The sequence below is a fragment of the Acidovorax sp. GW821-FHT10A04 genome (assembly GCF_059415825.1).
Genome location: NZ_JBWKNZ010000023.1, coordinates 73614 through 92704, shown reverse-complemented (window position 1 = coordinate 92704; position 19091 = coordinate 73614). Strand labels below are relative to the sequence as shown.

Genomic DNA, 19091 nt, shown 5'->3' with positions numbered 1-19091 from the left:
CGCTGGCGAGCGAAGTGTGGCCGCGCCGATGCGGTGCACACTGGGGGCATGAACACCAACCAGATCGCCCACATCGCCGGCCTCGTCGGCGAGCCCGCGCGCACGGCCATGCTGATGGCGCTGATGGACGGGCGCGCGCTCACGGCGCGCGAGCTGGCCGATGCCGGCCACATCACCGCGCAGACCGCGAGCCGCCACCTGGCCCTGCTGGTCGAGGCCGGCCTGCTGCGCCTGGAACGCCAGGGCCGCCACCGCTACCACCGCCTGGCCTCGGCCGACGTGGCGCGCGTGCTCGAAGGCCTGATGCAGCTGGCCGTGCAGCAGCCGGCGCCTGCAACGGCACCCCGGCGCGTGGTGGTGGGCCCGCGCGATGCGGCCCTGCGCACCGCGCGCACCTGCTACGACCACATTGCCGGGCGCCTGGGCGTGGCCATCACCGAGCACCTGCTGGACGAGGGGGCCATGGCCTTCGACGGCGATGCGGGCGGCCATGTCACGGCGCAGGCGGCAGCTGTGCTGCAGCGCCTGGGCCTGGATGAAGGGGCCAGCCAGGGCGCGGCTGGCAGTGGCAAGCGCCCGCACTGCCGACCCTGTCTGGACTGGAGCGAGCGGCGCATGCACGTGGCCGGCAAGCTCGGCGCCATGATCTGCAGCCACTGCCTTCAAGAGGGCTGGCTGCTGCGCCGTGCCGACAGCCGCGCGCTGGAGATCACGCCCGGCGGCGCGGTGGCGCTGCGCAACTGGCTAGGGCATGTGCGCTGGGGCCAGGTGGCCAGTGCGTCCAGTCACTGAGCCGATTTGGCGGCCAGACCTTCTGCACAGGCGTGGGCACTGGCCCAGGCCCACTGGAAGTTGTAGCCGCCCAGCCAGCCGGTCACGTCGACCACCTCGCCGATGAAGTACAGCCCAGGCTGCGCCTTGCATTCCATGGTCTGCTGCGACAGGGCGCGCGTGTCCACGCCGCCCAGCGTCACCTCGGCCTTCTTGTAGCCCTCGGTGCCCGTGGGCGTGAGCTCCCAGCGCGCCAGTTGCTCGGCCAGGCGCGCCAGCGCCTTGTCCGAGGCCTCGGCGATGGGGCGCTGCCAGTCCGCCTCGCGCTGGGCCCAGGCATCGGCCAGGCGGCTCGGCACCAGGGTGGCCAGTTCGTTGGCGATGAGCTTGCGCGAACGCATCTTGGCCTGCGCCAGCGCGGCGGGCAGGTCCACCGTGGGGGCCAGGTCGATGGCCAGGGGCGTGCCCTCCTGCCAGTAGCTCGATATCTGCAGCACCGCCGGGCCCGACAGGCCACGGTGCGTGAACAGCAGGTCCTCGTCGAACACCATGCGCGCCTTCTTGGCCCCGGTGCTGATCCGCACCGGCAGCGCCAGGCCCGCGAGCTGGGCATACGGCGCCCAGCCGGCACCGTCGAAGGTCATGGGCACCAGCCCCGGGCGTTGCTCAATGAGCGGAACGTCGAACTGCCGGGCCAGCCGGTAGCCGAAGTCGGTGGCGCCGATCTTCGGGATCGACAGCCCACCGGTGGCCACCACCAGGCTGCGCGCCAGCACCGGGCCCCGGTCGGTCTCCACCCGGTAGCCGCCCTGGCCATCGTCCAGCGGCTCGGGCGCGACCTTCTTGACGCCGCAGGGCTGCCAGTGGGTGACACCGCCCTCGGCGCATTCGGCCAGCAGCATGGCGATCAGGTCCTCGGCCGAGCGGTCGGCGAACAGCTGGCCCTTGTGCTTTTCGTGGTGGGGAATGCCATGCTTGTCCACCAGCGCGATGAAGTCCTGCGGCGTGTAGCGTGACAGTGCCGAGCGGCAGAACTGCGGGTTCTGCCCCACGAAGTGCTTGTGGGGGGCCGCCGGGTCGAGGTCGCGGTTGGTGAAGTTGCAGCGCCCCCCACCCGAGATGCGGATCTTCTCGGCCACCTTCTCGGCGTGGTCGATGAGCAGGACCGACAGGCCGCGCTGGCCCGCCTGGCCCGCGCAGAACAGGCCGGCTGCGCCGGCGCCGATGATGATGGCGTCAAAGAAAGGGATGGTCATGCAAGCCGCGGATTGTAGGGTGCCGCATGAACCGCAGCGCGGTTAGCATGTGCCATCCATCCCGCAAGGACTGCCCCATGACCGTGATCCGCTACGCCGCCTGCACCCTGGCACTGGGCTTTCTGGCCCCTGCCTGGGCCATCAACAAGTGCACGGATGCCGATGGCAAGGTGTCCTTCCAGGATGCGCCCTGCCCGGGCCAGGGCGAGAAGATCGAGGTGCGCCCCGCCCTGGAGGGTGCCACGCCGATCCCGTCACCGCCCTCCACCTCCAGGGAGGGGGCGTTCGGCCCCACCTGGCAGCGCAAGAACCAACTGCAGAACCAGGGCGTGCCCCAGGCGCGTGCGGCCCTGGAACGCAACCAGAAGGAATGTGGAGCGCAATCCGCGGAGGCCGTCGCCAGCGCGGGTCCGCTTCGCAGCACCCTGGCATCGGGCACCCAGTTTGCGCAGGAGCGGGCGGCCGCAGCCGGCCAGGGCAAGGCGGCGTGCGAGGCCCGCAGCGAGGAGCTGCGCAAGCAACTGAAAACGCTGGAAGAGGAGCTTGGCGCCCTGTAGTCCTGCGCCGGCCAGGACGCACAGGCGCGTCAGAACTCCGTGCTGACCGAGAACAGGGCGGTACGCGGGGTGCTGCGCGAGAGGAAACCGGTGCGCACGGAGAGCCAGTGCGAGGAATCCGCCACGTTTTCAACGGCCAGGCGGAACACGGTCGGCTTGCCAGCCAGGCGCGTTGCATAGCGCAGGCCCAGGTCGTAGCTGTCGAAGCCGGGGATGCTCTGCTTGTTGTCCACGCTGGCCATCTGGCGAGCCACCTTGGTGTACCGGCCGGTCACCGTCAGGCCGGGCAGTGCCGCGATGTCCCATTCGGCGCCCAGCACCAGGCTGTGGTCGGGAATGCCGATGGCCTTCTTGCCGTCGTTGGCGCCGTTCAGGGTCTTGGACTGCACGGCGTCGAACAGCGCCAGGCCGGCATTCAGGCGCAGGTTCTTCGCCACCTCGCCGTAAACCGACAGCTCCAGGCCGCGGTTGCGCTGCTCGCCATCGACCACGAGGAAGTTCGCTCCGTTGACATAGGACACCGGCTGGCGGATCTGGAACAGGGCGGCGCTGGCACCAAAGGAGCCACCGTCGTACTTCAGGCCCGTCTCGATCTGCTTGCCCTTGAAGGGGGGGAACACCGTGCCGAGGTTGGCGGTGGAAGCCGGTGCCACCGGCCCTTGCGCCAGGCCTTCGGCGTAGTTGGCATACACCGAGAAGGTGGGGGCCAGCTTGTAACTCGCGCCCAGCGAGGGCGCCGTGGCCGTCTGGTCGAAGCGGCGCTGCTCCACGCCCGCGGAGAACTCGCCGATGTCCAGCTTCTGGTAGCGCAGCCCGCCGATCAGGTGCAGGCGGTCGTCCAGCAGGTGCATCGAGTCCATCACGGCCAGGCTGTCGGAACTGCCGTCCTGGAAGCGCAGCGGAACACCACCGGTGGGCAGCGTGGGCCGTGCGACGAAGACCGGCTTGTAGAAGTTGCTGGTGAAAGCGCTGCCCATTTGCTGGCTCAGGCTGGCACCTTTCCCTGTGAAGCGCGAATAACCCACCACCACCCGGTGCTTGACGGGGCCGGTGTCAAAGCGCACGCGCCAGCCCAGCTCACCCGAGCGCGTGGAGGAGGCGGTCCTGAAAATGCTGGGCTGGGCCGTGAAGTTGCCGCTGGTCGAGGTGATGCGCGGGTTGCCCGCGTTGATGTTCGACTCCTCATAATTCACGCCACCCAGCACGCCGAACACGGTGGAGTCGGGGGTGATGTCGAACTCCACCCGCGAGACGGCAGAAGAGCTCTTGGTGTCGCTGCTGTCCCAGGGTTGGCTGAAGGCCTGGCTGGTCGCTGGCGGTGCGGGCAGGGCAAAGCCCTCGTTGAACCGGAAGAACTGGGGGAAGCCATCGAAGTGCCGGCGGTTCTGGGCGAGGTCCAGGCTCAGGCGCAGCCTGTCACCCGCGTAGTCGAGTGCAGCCGACAGATGGTCGGTGCCCACCTTCTCGTCGGGCACTCCGGTGGAACCACCGCCCCGGCTGGCGGCGTTGATGCGCACCCCCCATTCGTTGTCGGTGCCGAAGCGGCGCCCCACATCCAGGTGGGCCCCCAGCTGGCCGTGGGACGAGGCGGACAGGGTCAGCCGGGTCAGCGGAACGTCGGTGCCGCGCTTGGGCACCAGGTTGATCGTGCCGCCCGTGGTGCTGCTGCTTGGACCGATGCCGTTGAGCAAAGCGCTCGGGCCCTTGAGCACCTCGATGCGCTCGAACTGCTCGACGGCGATGCGCCGCGTGTCCACCACCGCGAAGGTCTCGTTGAACGAGATGTCCTGGCTCAGCATGGGCAGGCCGCGCAGGAAGAACACGTCCACCGCATTGCTCTCGGAGTTGGTGGAGCGCACGGCCGGGTCCACGGCCAGCACGTCGATCAGGCGCCGGGCCTGCGCATCGCGTGTGGCCTGCTCGGTGTAGCCACTGATGGCGAAGGGTGCATCGAGCAGGGCGGTGTTGCCCAGGGCCCCCAGGCGCGCACCCTTGGCCACCTGACCGCCCGGGAAGGGCTGGTACACCTGATTGGGGTCGCGCGAGCCCTCGACCGTCACGGTCGCCATGCTGCGCTCCGCCGTGCCGGGCGCGGCTGCGGCCGGTGCCGCAGCGGGGGTGGCAGGAGGGGCAGAAGGCGCGGGGCGCACGGTCAGGGTGTCACTGCCCAGGCGCACCAGCCCCAGCCCCGAGCCTGCCAGCGCACGCTGCGCCGCTTCTTCGAGGGCAAAGCTGCCGCGCACGGCCGGGGCGGTCTTGCCGCGCAGCAGCGCCGGATCGGCGGTGAGGATCTTGCCGCCCTGGCGGGCGATGCGGGCCAGGGTCTCGTCCAGGGCGCCGGCAGGCAGGTCCCAGTTCTGCACGGCGCCAGCCTGGGCCACCAGGGTGTCGCCCATGGCGGGGAGGGTCTGTGCCAGGCTGGCACTGCCCAGTGCGGCGCTCAGGGCCGCGACGAGCAGGCGGGGGCGAAAGGAGGGGCTGGGCATGGGATCGGGTTCCTGTGCTGAAGATGGAAAAAGGGGTTCTTTCCCCCTTGTCCAACGGGCCGCGCAAAACCCCTCACCCGGCGACAAAAAAAGTCCGGCAGACCGTATCAGCTGGCAGCCAGGTCGATCAGGGTCAGCATCGGGCCATAGCGGGTGACGCGGATGGGCTGGGTGTCCACCAGGGCCTGCAAGGCCCGCTCGGTGTCCTTCAGCCGGAAGACGCCGAACACCCGGAGCCGGGCGGCCGCCGGGCTGATGCGCACCGGGCCCCTGCGCCAGGCGCCCAGTGCGGCGACCACCTCGCCCAGCGGTTCGTCGCGCACATCCAGCACCCCTTCGGTCCAGCTGGCATGGTGGGCCATGCGCTGCTCCACCATCTCGATGCGCTGGCCATCCATCCAGGCGGCCTGGCCTTCGCGCAGCAGGCGCCGCACGCCGTCGCCGGTCTGCACGGCCACGCTGTGCTCCAGCACCACCACCAGGCTGCGCTCTGCCTCCTGGCGTACCAGGTAGCGGGTGCCCAGGGCCTGGGCCGTGCCATGCCGGGTCTGGACGACGAAAGGGCGCGCCGGCAGGCCCGAAGAGGGGTCGGCCACGGCATCGCGCGCCACCTGCACCAGCAGTTCACCGGCGCGCAGCCGCACCAGGCGCTGCCCGTGGTCAAAGCGCAGGTCGGCCGCACTGCGGGCGTTCAGGTCCAGCGTACTGCCGTCGGGCAACACGCTGTGGCGGGTTTCGGCGGTGCCGGTGTGCACATCGGCCAGCAGTTCGCCCAGTGGCTGGCTGCGGTGGGCGAAGCAAGCGGCGCCCACGCCGGTGGCCAGCAGCAGGGCCGAGCCACCGAGCAGGCTTCTGCGCCGGCGCGACGCCGGTCCTGCGCCCGCAGCCAGGCTCTGGTGGACGGCCGGCAACTGGCCCGGGCTGCGCTGGTCGATGCGGTGGATCTGTTCCACGGGCTCCGCGAGCACACCCTGCACGCGCTGCCAGGCGGCCCGGTGGCGCGCATCGGCGGCCAGCCAGCGCGCAAAGTCCGCGTGCTCGTGTGCATGTGCGCTGCCGGAGGTCAGCCTCACCTGCCAGTCCACCGCGGCCGTGATGGCGTCCTGCGCCGATCCGGGAGGGGCGCTGCTCATGGGGCGTCTGCGTCCTGCCTGCAGCAGTGCAGATAGGCCTGTTTCACGTAACGCTCCACGCTGGCCACCGAGACGCCCATCTCGCGCGCGATCTGCACATGCGTCAGTTCGTCGATGCGGTGCAGCAAAAAGGCCTGGCGGACCTTGCCGGGCAGGCCGGCGAGGCGCTGGTCGATGGCCAGCAATGCCTCGTGCAGCAGAGCCAGGTCTTCTGCCGAGGGCGCCGTGGCCTGCGGCGACCCGGCCAGCGCCTGCAGGTAGGCCTGCTCCAGCTCGCGCCGGCGCCAGTGGCTGAACAGCACCCGCTTGGCCAGCGTGGTCAGGAAGGCGCGCGGCTCCGCCACCTGCTCGATCCCGCGCGCGGCGAGCACGCGCAGGAAGGTGTCCTGCGCCAGGTCGGCGGCACCGTGCGGGCAGCCCATCTTGCGCTGCAGCCAGACCACCAGCCACGCATGGTGGCTGGTGTACCAGCGGCCGGCCGGGTGGGCCGCCTCGGCGTGCGCGGCGGCCACCGCCGTGGCGGCCGAACCCGGGCGCGCAGGCGCCTCAGGAGAAGGCTCAGAATGCAGCGCGCATCGTGAGGCTGACATTGCGCGGGTCACTGTAGTTGCCGTAGTCCAGGTTGGCCCAGTACTTCTTGTTCGTCACGTTGTTGACGGCCAGGGTGGCGCTGAGCTTGGGATTGAACTGCCACGAGGCGCGCAGGCCCAGGACGGCCGTGGGCGACTGCTTCACGGTCACCGTGCCGCTCGGATGCGGGATGTTGAAGCCCTCGACCGAGCTTTGCCAGACCAGGTTGCCGCCCACCGACAGCGGGGCCAGCGCACCCGAGAACTGGTAGTCGGTGCCCAGTTGCAGCAGGTACTCGGGCAGGTTGGCGTAGATCAGGTCCGTGGCTGCGCGCGTGACCTTGGCGCGGGTGAGGCCTGCGCTCACGCGCCACTGCCTGGTGGCCATGCCCGCGAACTCGAGCTCGAAACCGGTGGACTTGGTGCCGTTGACCGCGACGTAGGGCAGGGTGCCATCGGGCAGCGGCGTGGTGATGGCGCCATCGCGCACGCCGTAGTTGTCCTGCTTGGTCTGGAACACCGCGAAATGCGCCTGGATGCGGCGGTCCAGCAGCTCGGCCTTGAGGCCGGCCTCCGTGTTGCTGCCGATGACCGGCGACAGCGGGTTGTTGTTGCGGTCCTTGTAGTTCTGCGGGTTGAAGATGCGCGTGTAGCTCGCATAGGCCGACAGCGTGGGCGTGATGTCGTACACGGCGCCGACGTAGGGCGTGACCTTGCGGTTCTCGTCCTGGATGGCGCTCTTGCCGGCATAGGTGCCGGTGGTGGCGTAGCTGTCGCTGTGGCGGTGCCAGTCGGTCAGGCGCACGCCGGTGAGTACCGACAGCGGCTCGGCGACGCGCCAGCGCGCCGAGGTGAACAGGCCCGTCTGCTGCGTGATCTGCGTGCGCCAGGCGCCGGTCTTGGAGTACACGGGTTCGGGCGCATTGCCGTCCCAGGTGTAGATGTTGGGGATCACGTAGCTCCAGTTGGCCACCGAGCTGTAGCCATCGGTGCGCGTGGCGATGCGCGTGGAGCTCACGCCCACCATCAGGTCGTGCTTGCGGCCGCCGAGCTCGAACTTGCCCGACAGGTAGGCGTCCACCGTGTCCTGCTTTTCGCTGCCGCCGCCCACGGCCGCGTACAGCGTGGTGCCGGCGCCCGTGGTGGGGTTGACGAAGGGCGCCAGCGAGACGGTGCGGCCATAGCCGTAGGTGCGCAGGCTGAAGGTGTCGCCCTCGGTGTGGTTCAGGGCGGCCTTCACGCTCCAGTCGTCATTGAGCTGGTGCTCCAGCGTGGCGTACAGCGTGCCCGAGGTGCGCTCCCAGCGTGTCCATGGGGGCGAGAAGCTCACCGAGGTGGGCAGGTCGATGGGCGAGCCATTGGTCGCAAAGCGCGGGATCGTGCCCCAGATCGGCGCCTTGGGGTCGTTGGACTGGCGCTGGTAGCCCAGCGTGGCCACCGTGGACGAGCCCAGGTCGGCCTCGATGGCGGCGAGCAGCGCCGTCTTGTCTTCGGAGTAGCGGTCGCGGAAGCTGTCCTTCTTCTGTGGCGCGATCACCAGGCGGCTGCGCACGCTGCCATCCTTGGTCAGCGGGGCGTTGATGTCGAGCTCGCCGCGGTACAGGTTCCACGAACCGGCGGTGAGTGCCACCGAGGCCGCGAACTCGCGCTGCGGCCGCTTGCGGATCATGTTGATCGTGGCCGAGGGCACGCCCACGCCGGTCAGGATGCCGTTGGCGCCGCGCACGATCTCGACGCGCTCGTACAGGGCGGTGTCGAATTCCTGGTTGGTGCTGCTGCTGTACGAGGGCAGGCCGTCGATCTGGAAGTCGGTGATCTGGAAGCCGCGGGCGTAGTACAGCGGGCGCTGCGTGTCGTAGAAGCTCACGGCCACGCCGTTCACGTTGCGCAGCACGGCGTCGATGCTGGTCAGCGACTGGCGCTCGATCTGTTCGCGCGTCACCGTGGTGGTGGACTGCGGCGTTTCGCGTGCGGTCAGTTGCAGGCGCGTGGAGGCGCTTTCGCGCGAGCCCGACACGGTGACGCTGTCCAGCGCCTTGGGGGCCGTGATCTGGTCGGTGGAGGCCGCTGGGGCGGCGTCCTGGGCCTGGGCTGCGCCGGCCAGCACAGTGGCGATGGCGGCCAGCGCCAACGGGTTCAGGCGGCAGACGGACTGCCTACGGGAAACGGACATGGAGCACTCCTTGGAGCCTGTTCAATGTCTTTTTGCAGCCGCGTTGGAGTGCAATCGGGATGAGTGGATGCTTCGGATGCGCCGCATGGGCTCGTGCCCATGCAAGCAACCGGGGCGTCCAATCGCCCGATTTCACTCCAACCCTTCGGGCAAGTGCCTTTTCGGGCGGTCTGCGGCGTTGCGGCGCTTGCCGATAGCACGGGCTATCGGCTGCGCACCGCGCCTAGCATCCCATCCCGAAAAGGGACTTGCGCGGCTTCAAAAAGGCATTGAACAGGCTCCTGGTTGTTGAAAGCAGGCAACTGGCTGGCTGCGCAACAACAAGAAGAGCACGGCGTGGCTGGTTTATGGCTCCAATTGTAACTTTTAAATAACAATCATTCTTTATAGGAGTGCCTGGGATGGGCGCCATTCGGGCCAGGCGCGTTGCTTTTGCGCCTCATTTGCAACCCGGAGGCCCCTCGGGGCGGCTGCTCAGCCCTTCCAGGTGAACGGAAACTTGAACTGCTTGACGAAGCCGTTGGGCACGTAGTCGCCCAGCACGCCGTACTTTTCGGGCCAGAGCTTGGTGCTCTTCACGGCGGTACCGAACAGGTAGTCCAGAAAGGCGAAGTGCGCCGCATAGTTCTTGTCCAGCGCCTCCTGGTCCTGGCTGTGGTGCCAGTGGTGGAAGTTGGGCGTGACCAGCACGTAGCGCAGCGGCCCCAGGCGCACGCTGACGTTGGCGTGGTTGAACACCGCCTGGAAGCCCACGACGACGATGTAGGCGTCGATCACTTCCTTGGAAAAGCCGAACACGTAGATGGGGGCCAGCACCAGCGTGCGCGTGATCAGCAGCTCCAGGATGTGCTGGCGCGAGCCGGCCATCCAGTCCATGCTTTTCACGCTGTGGTGCACGGCATGCAGGCGCCACAGCACGGGCACCTCGTGGTAGGCGCGGTGCGTCCAGTACTGCACCAGGTCGGCCACCAGCACGATGAGGAACAGCGCCACCCAGAAGTTCAGGCCCTGCACCCAGCCGCGGATGCCGTCGCTCGCGGCCCAGCCGAAGAACCTGTGCACGACGAGGTTGGTGGCCAGCAGCACGAAGCCCACCACCATGTGGTTCACGATGAAGTGGTGGAAGTCGGTCTGCCACTCCTCGCGGAAGATGGGCTGGTCCTTGCGCAGCGCGAACAGCTTCTCGATGAAGATGAAGATCAGCGAGCTGCCCAGCAGGTCGAGGATGAACCAGTCGAGGCCGATGTAGGGCGTGTTGTCGGGGAAGTTGGGGTCCACCTCCACCTTGTGGCCGCCCAGGATGGCGGCCAGCGCCACGGTCGCGAAGGCGAAGGTGGCCAGCCAGCGCGAGCGGTTGAACAGGATGTTGACCAGCGAGATGCCGCCCGCAATCGCCATGGCCGCCAGCATGATGTAGCGGATCACGGTCACGTCGTAGCTCTTGCGCAGCTGGGGCGTGGTCAGGTACTCGGGGAAATGGAAGGCCAGCACGCCCAGGAAGCACAGGATGGCCAGCGTGAGCGCGATGACGCCCGATACCAATCCGCGCCCGGTGCGCAGCGCACCATGGCTTTCGGTGAATTCATTGAGCTTGTCGATTTCCAGCATGCTTTACCCCTCTGCGCCCGGATCGTGGAGTGGTGTTGCCCAGGCTTGTGTGTTGCGCAGTGTAGCGGGGGCGTGTGCATCCTTGTGTAACCGCGATCGCACGTAAAATCGGGGCCCATGAACATCCCCTCGCACCAGCTGAGCATGACCGTGCTCATGTCCCCGGACATGGCCAATTTTTCCGGCAACGTCCACGGCGGCGCCATCCTGAAGCTGCTCGACCAGGTGGCCTACTCCTGTGCCAGCCGCTACTCGGCCTGCTACGTGGTCACGCTCAGCGTGGACCAGGTGATGTTCCTGCAGCCCATCCACGTGGGCGAGCTCGTGACCTTCCTGGCCAGCGTCAACTACACCGGCTCCTCGTCGATGGAGATCGGCATCAAGGTGGTGGCCGAAGACATCCGCTCGCAGGTCGTGCGGCATGTGAACAGCTGCTTCTTCACCATGGTCGCCGTGGACGAAGCACGCAAGCCCGTGCAGGTGCCCCCGCTGTCGCCTTCCACCCCCGACGAGCGCCGCCGCTGGGATGCCGCCGTGATGCGCAAGACCCTGCGCAAGGAGCTGGCGGCACGCTTCGAGCAGGCCCGCTCGGCCCCGGTGCCTGCGCCCCTGGCGGCTTGAATGTAAGCACCCCCTGAGTCGCTTCGCGCCTTCCCCCTCTCTCATATTGCTTCGCAATCTGGGAGGGGGACGCCCCCAGCGCGGCGGGGCGGCCCTTGCGCGGGGGCACTGGCCTTGGCCGCGCCAGTTTCGACTCAGCTGGTGCTAAACAGCGCCGTGTCTGGATGTGTTTGGTTGGCGCCTGGAACATGTGCTAACAGGCCTCCGTGTTCGCTGGAGTAGCCTTGTCCCTTTGGAGCGCTCAGGCGCTCCTTCCCAATGGGGAGACAAGCCACCATGAACGATGCCACCGCCCTGGTGCGTGCCAGCTACGAGGCCTATGTCCGCAAGGACCGCGAGGCCCTCGAGGCGCTGATCGACGAGGACTTCCATTTCTCGAGCCCGCTCGACAACCGCATCGACCGGGCCACCTATTTCGCGCGCTGCTGGCCCAACAGCGAGGGCATCAGCGGCTTCCAGTTCATCCACCTGGTCCAGCAGGGCCATACCGTCTTCGTCACCTACGAGGGTACGCGCCAGGGCGGCGGGCGCTTTCGCAACACCGAGGTGGTGACCACCCGCGAGGGGCGCATCGTGGAGGTGGAGGTCTATTTCGGCTGGTCCCTTCCCCATCCCGCGCCTGCCGGGGGCTTCACCAATCTGTGAGCTCGCTGCCCGGCTGTTCAGCGGTTGCGCCCTGCCAGCGACACGGCCTGCAGCGACAGGCCGTCGATCTCGTTGGTGATGCCCGAGAGCACATTGGCCACCACCGCGAACTCGCGGCCATGCTGGCCTGCGCGCGCGGCCATCACCTGGGCATTGAAGCTCACCACCTTGGCCTCGCGCGCCACGGTCTGGATCGAGGCCACGATGCCTGCCAGCTCCTTCATCAGCGTCTCGGACTTGGCCTTGCCCATCTGGTCGAAGGCGGTCGTGGCGGTGTTCAGGGCATCGAGTGCGCCGTCGGTGATCTCCACCAGGCGGGCCAGGGCTTCTTCCACGCGGGGGCTCTGCCGCTCGGCCAGCTCCAGCGTGCGCTCCACCTGCTGCATGAAGGCATCGATGGTGGGGCCCACGCCGGTGGCCCCCTGGTAGGTCGCGCGGATGCGCTCGCCCATGGCCGCATCGAGGTGGCGCGGCGTGTCCACCAGCCTGGCGTGGCTGTCGCTGAACAGTGCGAGCGAGCTGCGTGCCGCCTTCAGATGCAGGTCGCTGCCGCGCGTGGCCAATACCGTCTGCAGCACCATGCGCTGCGACAGCATGCGCTGGCGGGCCGCGATGTTGACCAGGGACATGTCGCCATCGCGCGATGCCGCAGCGGGCGTGGATGGCGTGCTGCGGGCCGTGGAGAGAGGGTAGGCTGCCATGGTGTGATCCTGTGTAGTGAGCCCTCGGGCTTTGTCACAGTGCAACTAGCAATACCTGGGCCAATGGCGCGTGGATCACTGCGCCCGCACGGTGCGCAGACGGGCCCTCGCGGGCGTGTGGGAGGCCGCATGTCCGCGCATGCAGGCAGGCCCCGCGCAAGGCTGCGGAGCCGGTGTGTGCCGGCGCAGCCGTGGTGTGCAGGTGGAGGGCTGGTTCAGGCCGCGCGCTGGTGGGCCGGCAACTGCGGCAGGGCGGCTGCGGCAATGCCCTGCACCACGTCGCCGACGACGATCACGGAGGGGCTGGCCAGCCCCTCGCGGCCGATGGTGGCGTGCAGCTCGCCCAGTGTCGTCACGGCGTGGCGCTGCTGCGGCAGGCTGGCGTGCTGGATGATGGCCACGGGCGTGGCCGCCGGCAGGCCGGTGAGCAGTTCCTGCTCGATGGTGGCGGCACCGCTCACGCCCATGTAGATCACCAGCGTCAGCTTCGCGTCGCGCGCAGTGGCGGCCAACTGGCGCCAGTCGGTACCGGTGTCGCCGGGCTTGGCATGGCCGGTGACGAAGACCACGCCGTGGGCATGCTCGCGGTGCGTGAGCGGCGCGCCCAGCGAGGTCAGGCCTGCCAGGCCCGCGGTGATGCCGTTGATGACCGTGACCGGCACGCCCGCCGCGCGCAGGTGTTCCACCTCCTCACCGCCGCGGCCGAAGATGAAGGGGTCGCCGCCCTTGAGGCGCACCACGTTCTCGCCCTCGTTCACGGCCATGAGCATCAGCTTCTCGATGAAGGCCTGCGGCGTGCTCTTGCAGCCGCCGCGCTTGCCCACGTGCACGATGCGCGCCGTGGGCGCGGCGTAGGCCACGATGGCGTCGCTCACCAGGTCGTCGACCAGCAGCACTGTGGCGGCCTGGATGGCCTTGAGCGCCTTGAGCGTGAGCAGCTCCGGATCGCCGGGGCCGGCGCCCACCAGGGTGCAGGAGCCGCCGGTGCCCAGGTGGGGGCGGTTGTGCTGCGGGGATGGGGTCGGGGGATTCGTGGGGCGGTTCATGTCTGTGTCTCCGGCAGGGCGGGCGTGGCTGTTTGAGCGGTGATTTGCAAGATATGTTCCACCTGCCGCGTGAGGGCGGGCGGCACCGGCAGTTCGCCCATGAGCACGCGGCGGGTGTAGTCGGCCGTGGTGGCCACGTCGATCTCGGCGGGCAGGCCGGGCACCTCTCTCGCGGTGCCGGGCTCCTGCTCCTGCAGCACATGGTGCACCCCGCCCACGAAGGCGTCGTAACGGGGTGTGCGGCGCGGGTCGGCAGCCACCTCGCCCTCCAGCCCGCGCGAGAGCAGGGCGTTCATGCCCATGGCGCTGAAGGTGTTTTGCAGCATCTCGAAGTACTCGGGGTGCGTGTAGCTGGTGACCACCACGGCGGCGCCGGCACAGGGGTTCATGAGCTTCACGGCGCTGTGCCCGGCATTGCGCAGGCCCACGGCCTCGCGCACGGCCAGCAACCGTGCCAGCCCGGGGTGCAGCTGTTGCGTATGGATGTGGGCCACCTCGCCGGCAGCGACCTGGCGCGGCGCTGCGAGTGCGGGCGTGCCCAGGGCCTCCAGCACGTCGGACGCCAGGATGCGCCGCGCTTCGGTGCGCATGCCGTGCAGCAGCACCGGCTGGCCTTCGCGCGCCAGCAGCAGGGCCAGCAGCGGGGTGAGCACGGGCAGCTTGCGCGCGCCGTTGTAGCTGGGCAGCACCACCAGGGGGCGGTCGCTGGCGGGCAGCAGGGCCATGCGGGCGTGCGTGGCGTCCAGGAAACCGCACATCTCGTCGGCGGTCTCGCCCTTGATGCGCATGGCCAGGCAGAAGGCGCCGACCTCCAGGTCGGTCACCGTGCCGTCCAGCACCTGGCCGAACAGGTCGGTGGCCTGTTCGCGCGTGAGCGGCCTGGCCCCGCGTGGGCCGCGGCCGATTTCCTTGATGTACTGGCTGATGCCCATGGTGGGTGAATGGCTCTTTGAGTGGGGCTGGGTATTTTCTCGCAACCCAGCGAACTTTTGGTTATATGGCGGCAATGGCGATGGTGGGGGCCTTGGGGGCCAGGGGGCCGGTGGCGCGCACCATGCGCTTGAGCTCCGGCAGGCACGAGCCGCAGTTGGTGCCGCAGCGCAGCGCGCCCTGCAGCTGTGCCAGCCGGTCCTCGTCGGTGCCGTGGCACTGCGCCAGCCTGCCGGTGATGGCCAGGTCGGTGACGTTGAAGCAGGTGCACACGGTCTTGCCGCGCGACTGCACTGCCACCGGGGCCTTGGCGCTGGGCACCAGCAGCAGGCGACCATAGGTCTGCGCGGGCAGTTCTTCCTGCAGCAGGGTCTTGATCCAGCCCTGGGCGCTGGTATCGCCTGCCAGCACGATGGCCTCGAGGGTGCTGGCACCATCGGCGCGCCGTGCCAGGCGCGCGGCGCGGCGCTGGCCGCGCTTCCTGTCGGCATAGCGCAGGGTGTCGCTGCCGGCCAGGCCCAGCAGAGCCTCGACGCGTTCGATCAGGGCATCGGGCGGTGCCTCGTGTGCGGCGGCGCGCAGCAGCACGCCGGTGCGCTCGCGGCCCGGCTCCGACAGCGGGGCGTTGTTGCTGAAGGGAACGCAGCTCGCGAACGGGAAGGCCTGCATCAGCTCCGACAGGGCCGTGCGCGCCGCCAGCGCGCTGTCCGCCGGCAGCCAGGCCAGGGCCAGCAGCGTCCAGGGCATCTCGGCCTTGAGGATCTTCACGGCCGCGTGCTTGAGCTCGGGCTGCTTGGAGGTGGGGCAGTAGGCCGAGGTGGTCAGCGCATTCACGCCCGACAGCCGCTCGCCCGTGGACGACTGCCCGCTGAGGTACTCGCTGCCCCAGTGCATGGCCATGAAGGCCTGCGACAGGCCGATGTTGGTATCGGCCTGCACCGGCACCACGATGGAGCCGCGCTTGCTGGTGAGGTGCACCAGGTCGCCGTTCTGCAGCTTGCGCTGCGCCATGTCGTCCGGGTGCATCTGCACCGAGGGCTCGGCCACATGCCCGAACAGCCGGCCCAGCGTACCGGTGCGGCTCATGCCATGCCACTGGTCGCGCAGGCGGCCGGTGGTCAGTCCGAAGGGGTAGCGCGACTCGCGCGGTTCGGCCACGGGCTGCCAGGCATGGGCCGCAAAGCGTGCACGCCCATCGGGCGTGGGGTAAATGCCGTCTTCGTACAGGCGGACCTTGCCGCTGGCTGCGCCTTCGGGCAGCGGCCATTGCTGCGGGCCGTTGGCCTCGAGCAGGGCCCACGACAGGCCGGTGATGTCCAGGTCGCGGCCGCGCGTGGTTTCGCGGTGTTCGTTCCACACAGCCTCGGCGCCGGCCTCGGCGTCGTCGTCGTTGGTGGCATAGGGGAACAGGCTGGGTGCGCCGGGGCGCAGCCGTGCCTCCAGTTGGTGCGCGAATTGCACCCCGATGGCCCAGTCGTGGCGCGTCTGCCCGGGCGCGGGCACGGCGTTGCGCACGCGCGAGATGCGGCGTTCGCTGTTGGTCACGGTGCCGATCTTCTCGCCCCAGGTGGTGGCGGGCAGCAGCAGGTCGGCGTACTGCGCGGTGGCGGTGGTGGCAAAGGCCTCCTGCACCACCACGAACTCGGCACGTTCGAGCGCGCGGCGCACGGTGGCCTGGTCGGGCATGCTTTGCGCGGGGTTGGTGCAGGCGATCCACAGCGCGCGGATCTCGCCGTCGGCCGCCGCCTGGAACATCTCCACCGCCGTCTTGCCAGGCCGGGCGGGCACATCGGCCACGCCCCACAGCGCGGCCACTTCGGCGCGGTGCGCGGGGTTGGCGAGGTCGCGGTGCGCGCTCAGCAGGTTGGCCAGGCCGCCCACTTCACGCCCGCCCATGGCATTGGGCTGGCCGGTCAGCGAGAACGGGCCCGCGCCCGGCTTGCCGATCTGCGCCGTGGCCAGGTGCAGGTTGATCAGCGCCGCGTTCTTGGCCGTGCCGCTGGTACTCTGGTTCAGCCCCTGGCAGTACAGGCTGAGCGTGGCCTTGGACGTGGCGAACCACTGCGCGGCCGTGGCCAGGTCGGCTTCGGGAATGCCGCACACGGCGCTCACGCGCTCGGGTGTGCAATCGGCCACCAGCGCCTTGAGTGCATCGAAGCCGCTGGTGTGCGCGCCGATGTAGGCGGCATCCACCCAGCCCTCGCGCAGCATCAGGTGCAGCATGCCGTTGAACAGCATCACGTCGCTGCCCGGCTGGATCGGCAGGAACAGGTCGGCCATGCCCGCGGTGTCGGTGCGGCGCGGGTCGGCGACGATGACCTTCATGGCCGGGTTGGCGGCGCGCGCATCCTCGATGCGGCGAAACAGGATGGGGTGCGCCCAGGCCGCATTGCTGCCCACGAAGAACAGGCACTGCGCATGCTTGACGTCGTCGTAGCAGGCGGGCGGCGCGTCGGCCCCCAGCGTGGCCTTGTAGCCGGCCACGGCACTGCTCATGCACAGGCGCGAGTTGGTGTCGATGTTGTTGGTGCCGATGAGGCCCTTGGCCAGCTTGTTGAAGACGTAGTAGTCCTCGGTGAGCAACTGGCCGCTGACGTAGAAGCCGACCGCGTCGGGGCCGTGCTGTTCGATGGTGTCGGCAAACCTGTTGGCCGCCATGCCCAGCGCTGCATCCCAGGCAAGGGGCAGGGCTGCCTCGCCACGCTGGGTGCGGTGCAGGGGGTGGAGCAGGCGGGTCTGCAGCGTGACGGGGCTCGCGGCCGTGAGGTGCAGGGTGGAGCCCTTGGTGCACAGGCGGCCGAAGTTGGCGGGGTGCGTGGGGTCGCCGCGCACGCCGGTGATCTGCGCGCCCTGGGATTCGATGATCACGCCGCAGCCTACGCCGCAGTAGGGGCAGGTGGATTTGGTTTCTGTCATGGGCGTGGTCTTTTTTTGTTGGTGGTTGCTTCGGTGCTTTGCTGAGGGCGGAGGCCGGGATGTGCGCCCGGCGGCGCACCTACTTTCTTTTGCGTCGCCAAAAGAAAGTAGGCAAAGAAAAAGCGACCCCCAGTCTGCGTCCCTCCGCTTCGCGACGGGCAACCTGCGATGCTCGTTCCTGGGGTGGCGTCGCAGAACTCGCTGCGTTCTTCGAACTCCGCTCAAACAGCTGCGACGAGCTAGACAACGAAGTGCGTGTGTCCTTCGGCATACACGCCCACCCCAGCCCCTGCGCTTCTCGGCGCAGCCAGCAGGGGTGGGGAGCGGGTACCACCCGGCTGCTGCCTGCGCAGCTACGCCGGGTGTCGGTTACGCGCTGCGCGCTGCCGACGACGACGCGCAGCGACGGCGCAACGGGGCCGAGCGAAGCGATGGCCCGTGTGGGCCCCCCAATCCCTTCTGGACGTGCCGAGAAGCGCAGGGCCTGGGGTGAGCGCGTGCCGAAGGACACGCGCCTAGTTGTCTGGCTTGCCGCAACTGTTTGAGCGGAGTTCGAAGAACGCAGCGAGTTCTGCGGCACACCCCAGGACCGAGCATCGCAGGTTGCCCCGGAGCGCAGCGCAGGGGACACGGACAGCAGGGTCGCCTTTCTTTTGGGTACTTTTCTTTGGCGAAGCAAAGAACAAGTACCTCGGCCGCCGGGCCGAGACCCGGCCTCCGCCCTGTACCAAGGCATGCCGCAATTCAGGCACGCCAATTCCCGGCCTCCGCCCTCAACATCCCAAGAGAAGCCGCCATAGACCACGATATCACCCAGCCAAAGCAGCATAGAGACCCGTCACCCGATCCATGCTCGAAAGCAAATTCTCACTCGCCACAAACACCTCCGACACCTGCCGCGCCGTGCTGCCAGCCACCCCGCCCGCCTGCATCCGCTGCAAGGCCGCATCAAAGAACACCCACTGCCCGTCGGCCAGCAGCAACTCCTGCCGGATCCGGTCATTCGCCTCAGGTGCCTTGCGCAGCACCTCGGTCGCCGCAACGAACTCCGTGCGCGCCTTGGCAATCTCGGCTGCGGCAACAGCGGCATCCACCGGCAGCTGCGCCGCCAGATAAAACTTGGCCATGCGCTGGCTCAGCATGCGCTGGCGGCCGGCCACGTTGACCAGGTGGCCCACGGGCTTGCCCGAGGCGGTCTCGTACTGCACCGTGCCCTGGTGGGCGAGGGCCAGCACCTTGGCGTCGGCCTGCAGCATCGCGGTGGCGCCGGCCAGGGCGGGCGTGCCGCCGAGCAGCGTGGCCTTGTGCGTGGCCCAGGCGGCGTCGAGCTGGCCGTAGGTATCGCGGATGCCGGCATTGGGCGCGTACGACTTGAGCTCGGCGAGCTGGCGCTCGAACAGGGCCACGGACTGCTCCAGCACCTGGCGCGCGGCCGGCTCCTGCACCTTGTGGGCCAGGGCCAGCCAGGCCTTGCCCATGCGCTGGCTCAGCATGCGCTGGCGCCCGGCCTTGTTGATGGCATCGTTGAGGTTGGCCACCTGGGCGTGGGCCGGCCGGGCCGCCACCAGGGCCAGGGTGCCGGCCACGGTGGCGGCGCCTGCGGCGGCACCGGCCTTCAGCAGCAAGGCCCTGCGCTGCAGGGCGGGCGACAAGGTCGTGGTGGTCATGGGCGTGTCCTT

At 69.0% G+C, this 19091-nt stretch carries 15 protein-coding genes; 4 read left to right on the top strand and 11 right to left on the bottom strand.

What is annotated here, in order from left to right:
* Positions 1 to 48 precede the first annotated feature (48 nt).
* Positions 49 to 792, top strand: a complete 744-nt coding sequence (locus AC07PF_RS31815; protein ID WP_494614591.1) for an ArsR/SmtB family transcription factor — start codon at positions 49 to 51, stop codon at positions 790 to 792.
* On the opposite strand, the gene AC07PF_RS31810 is transcribed toward AC07PF_RS31815, so the two are convergent.
* Entirely contained in the window at positions 786 to 2027 is a 1242-nt protein-coding gene (locus AC07PF_RS31810) for a BaiN/RdsA family NAD(P)/FAD-dependent oxidoreductase (protein ID WP_494614590.1), read from the bottom strand. The two genes, AC07PF_RS31815 and AC07PF_RS31810, sit on opposite strands and share 7 nt — an antisense overlap.
* 77 nt (positions 2028 to 2104) lie before the next feature.
* Between AC07PF_RS31810 and AC07PF_RS31805 the strand changes: the two genes are divergently transcribed.
* The gene (locus AC07PF_RS31805) at positions 2105 to 2584 is read left to right on the top strand and encodes a DUF4124 domain-containing protein (protein WP_494614589.1); all 480 of its coding nucleotides are present in this window, start codon (positions 2105 to 2107) and stop codon (positions 2582 to 2584) included.
* A gap of 29 nt (positions 2585 to 2613) precedes the next feature.
* Here the strand turns inward: AC07PF_RS31805 and AC07PF_RS31800 are convergent, their stop codons facing one another.
* From AC07PF_RS31800 to AC07PF_RS31780, 5 genes are all read right to left on the bottom strand, one after another.
* Positions 2614 to 5070, bottom strand: a complete 2457-nt coding sequence (locus tag AC07PF_RS31800) for a TonB-dependent siderophore receptor (protein ID WP_494614588.1) — start codon at positions 5068 to 5070, stop codon at positions 2614 to 2616.
* Between the two features lie 107 nt (positions 5071 to 5177).
* Entirely contained in the window at positions 5178 to 6203 is a 1026-nt protein-coding gene (locus AC07PF_RS31795; RefSeq protein ID WP_494614587.1) for a FecR domain-containing protein, read from the bottom strand.
* A complete protein-coding gene (locus AC07PF_RS31790; RefSeq protein ID WP_494604752.1) occupies positions 6200 to 6793 on the bottom strand; it encodes a sigma-70 family RNA polymerase sigma factor in 594 nt (197 codons plus the stop codon). Before AC07PF_RS31790 ends, AC07PF_RS31795 begins: the two co-directional genes overlap by 4 nt.
* The gene (locus AC07PF_RS31785; protein ID WP_494614586.1) at positions 6762 to 8945 is read right to left on the bottom strand and encodes a TonB-dependent siderophore receptor; all 2184 of its coding nucleotides are present in this window, start codon (positions 8943 to 8945) and stop codon (positions 6762 to 6764) included. The genes AC07PF_RS31790 and AC07PF_RS31785 overlap by 32 nt, the downstream gene beginning before the upstream one ends.
* 474 nt (positions 8946 to 9419) lie before the next feature.
* Positions 9420 to 10553 (bottom strand): sterol desaturase family protein, encoded by a 1134-nt coding sequence (locus AC07PF_RS31780; RefSeq protein ID WP_145695406.1) that lies wholly within the window; start codon positions 10551 to 10553, stop codon positions 9420 to 9422.
* Positions 10554 to 10670: 117 nt separating this feature from the next.
* Between AC07PF_RS31780 and AC07PF_RS31775 the strand changes: the two genes are divergently transcribed.
* Together AC07PF_RS31775 and AC07PF_RS31770 are read left to right on the top strand one after the other, a co-directional pair.
* On the top strand, positions 10671 to 11174 hold the full coding sequence (locus tag AC07PF_RS31775) for an acyl-CoA thioesterase (protein WP_007859668.1): 504 nt from the start codon (positions 10671 to 10673) through the stop codon (positions 11172 to 11174).
* A gap of 276 nt (positions 11175 to 11450) precedes the next feature.
* Complete coding sequence (locus AC07PF_RS31770) at positions 11451 to 11819, top strand: nuclear transport factor 2 family protein (RefSeq protein ID WP_007859865.1); 369 nt, start codon at positions 11451 to 11453, stop codon at positions 11817 to 11819.
* A gap of 17 nt (positions 11820 to 11836) precedes the next feature.
* On the opposite strand, the gene AC07PF_RS31765 is transcribed toward AC07PF_RS31770, so the two are convergent.
* From AC07PF_RS31765 to AC07PF_RS31745, 5 genes are all read right to left on the bottom strand, one after another.
* The gene (locus tag AC07PF_RS31765) at positions 11837 to 12520 is read right to left on the bottom strand and encodes a type IV pili methyl-accepting chemotaxis transducer N-terminal domain-containing protein (RefSeq protein WP_494614585.1); all 684 of its coding nucleotides are present in this window, start codon (positions 12518 to 12520) and stop codon (positions 11837 to 11839) included.
* Positions 12521 to 12735: 215 nt separating this feature from the next.
* A complete protein-coding gene (gene cobA / locus AC07PF_RS31760) occupies positions 12736 to 13566 on the bottom strand; it encodes a uroporphyrinogen-III C-methyltransferase (RefSeq protein ID WP_494614584.1) in 831 nt (276 codons plus the stop codon).
* On the bottom strand, positions 13563 to 14498 hold the full coding sequence (ybiB, locus tag AC07PF_RS31755) for a DNA-binding protein YbiB (protein WP_494614583.1): 936 nt from the start codon (positions 14496 to 14498) through the stop codon (positions 13563 to 13565). The genes cobA and ybiB overlap by 4 nt, the downstream gene beginning before the upstream one ends.
* Positions 14499 to 14559: 61 nt before the next feature.
* Positions 14560 to 17412, bottom strand: coding sequence for a nitrate reductase (locus tag AC07PF_RS31750; RefSeq protein WP_494614582.1), 2853 nt, complete (start codon positions 17410 to 17412; stop codon positions 14560 to 14562).
* Between the two features lie 809 nt (positions 17413 to 18221).
* Entirely contained in the window at positions 18222 to 19079 is an 858-nt protein-coding gene (locus AC07PF_RS31745) for a type IV pili methyl-accepting chemotaxis transducer N-terminal domain-containing protein (protein ID WP_145695412.1), read from the bottom strand.
* Positions 19080 to 19091: the final 12 nt, after the last annotated feature.

What these genes read in the sequence shown, in the direction of transcription:
- AC07PF_RS31815 (WP_494614591.1), top strand. Translation starts at nt 49, where the DNA reads ATGAACACCAACCAGATCGCCCACATCGCCGGCCTCGTCGGCGAGCCC.
- AC07PF_RS31810 (WP_494614590.1), bottom strand. Translation starts at nt 2,027, where the DNA reads ATGACCATCCCTTTCTTTGACGCCATCATCATCGGCGCCGGCGCAGCC.
- AC07PF_RS31805 (WP_494614589.1), top strand. Translation starts at nt 2,105, where the DNA reads ATGACCGTGATCCGCTACGCCGCCTGCACCCTGGCACTGGGCTTTCTG.
- AC07PF_RS31800 (WP_494614588.1), bottom strand. Translation starts at nt 5,070, where the DNA reads ATGCCCAGCCCCTCCTTTCGCCCCCGCCTGCTCGTCGCGGCCCTGAGC.
- AC07PF_RS31795 (WP_494614587.1), bottom strand. Translation starts at nt 6,203, where the DNA reads ATGAGCAGCGCCCCTCCCGGATCGGCGCAGGACGCCATCACGGCCGCG.
- AC07PF_RS31790 (WP_494604752.1), bottom strand. Translation starts at nt 6,793, where the DNA reads ATGTCAGCCTCACGATGCGCGCTGCATTCTGAGCCTTCTCCTGAGGCG.
- AC07PF_RS31785 (WP_494614586.1), bottom strand. Translation starts at nt 8,945, where the DNA reads ATGTCCGTTTCCCGTAGGCAGTCCGTCTGCCGCCTGAACCCGTTGGCG.
- AC07PF_RS31780 (WP_145695406.1), bottom strand. Translation starts at nt 10,553, where the DNA reads ATGCTGGAAATCGACAAGCTCAATGAATTCACCGAAAGCCATGGTGCG.
- AC07PF_RS31775 (WP_007859668.1), top strand. Translation starts at nt 10,671, where the DNA reads ATGAACATCCCCTCGCACCAGCTGAGCATGACCGTGCTCATGTCCCCG.
- AC07PF_RS31770 (WP_007859865.1), top strand. Translation starts at nt 11,451, where the DNA reads ATGAACGATGCCACCGCCCTGGTGCGTGCCAGCTACGAGGCCTATGTC.
- AC07PF_RS31765 (WP_494614585.1), bottom strand. Translation starts at nt 12,520, where the DNA reads ATGGCAGCCTACCCTCTCTCCACGGCCCGCAGCACGCCATCCACGCCC.
- cobA (WP_494614584.1), bottom strand. Translation starts at nt 13,566, where the DNA reads ATGAACCGCCCCACGAATCCCCCGACCCCATCCCCGCAGCACAACCGC.
- ybiB (WP_494614583.1), bottom strand. Translation starts at nt 14,498, where the DNA reads ATGGGCATCAGCCAGTACATCAAGGAAATCGGCCGCGGCCCACGCGGG.
- AC07PF_RS31750 (WP_494614582.1), bottom strand. Translation starts at nt 17,412, where the DNA reads ATGACAGAAACCAAATCCACCTGCCCCTACTGCGGCGTAGGCTGCGGC.
- AC07PF_RS31745 (WP_145695412.1), bottom strand. Translation starts at nt 19,079, where the DNA reads ATGACCACCACGACCTTGTCGCCCGCCCTGCAGCGCAGGGCCTTGCTG.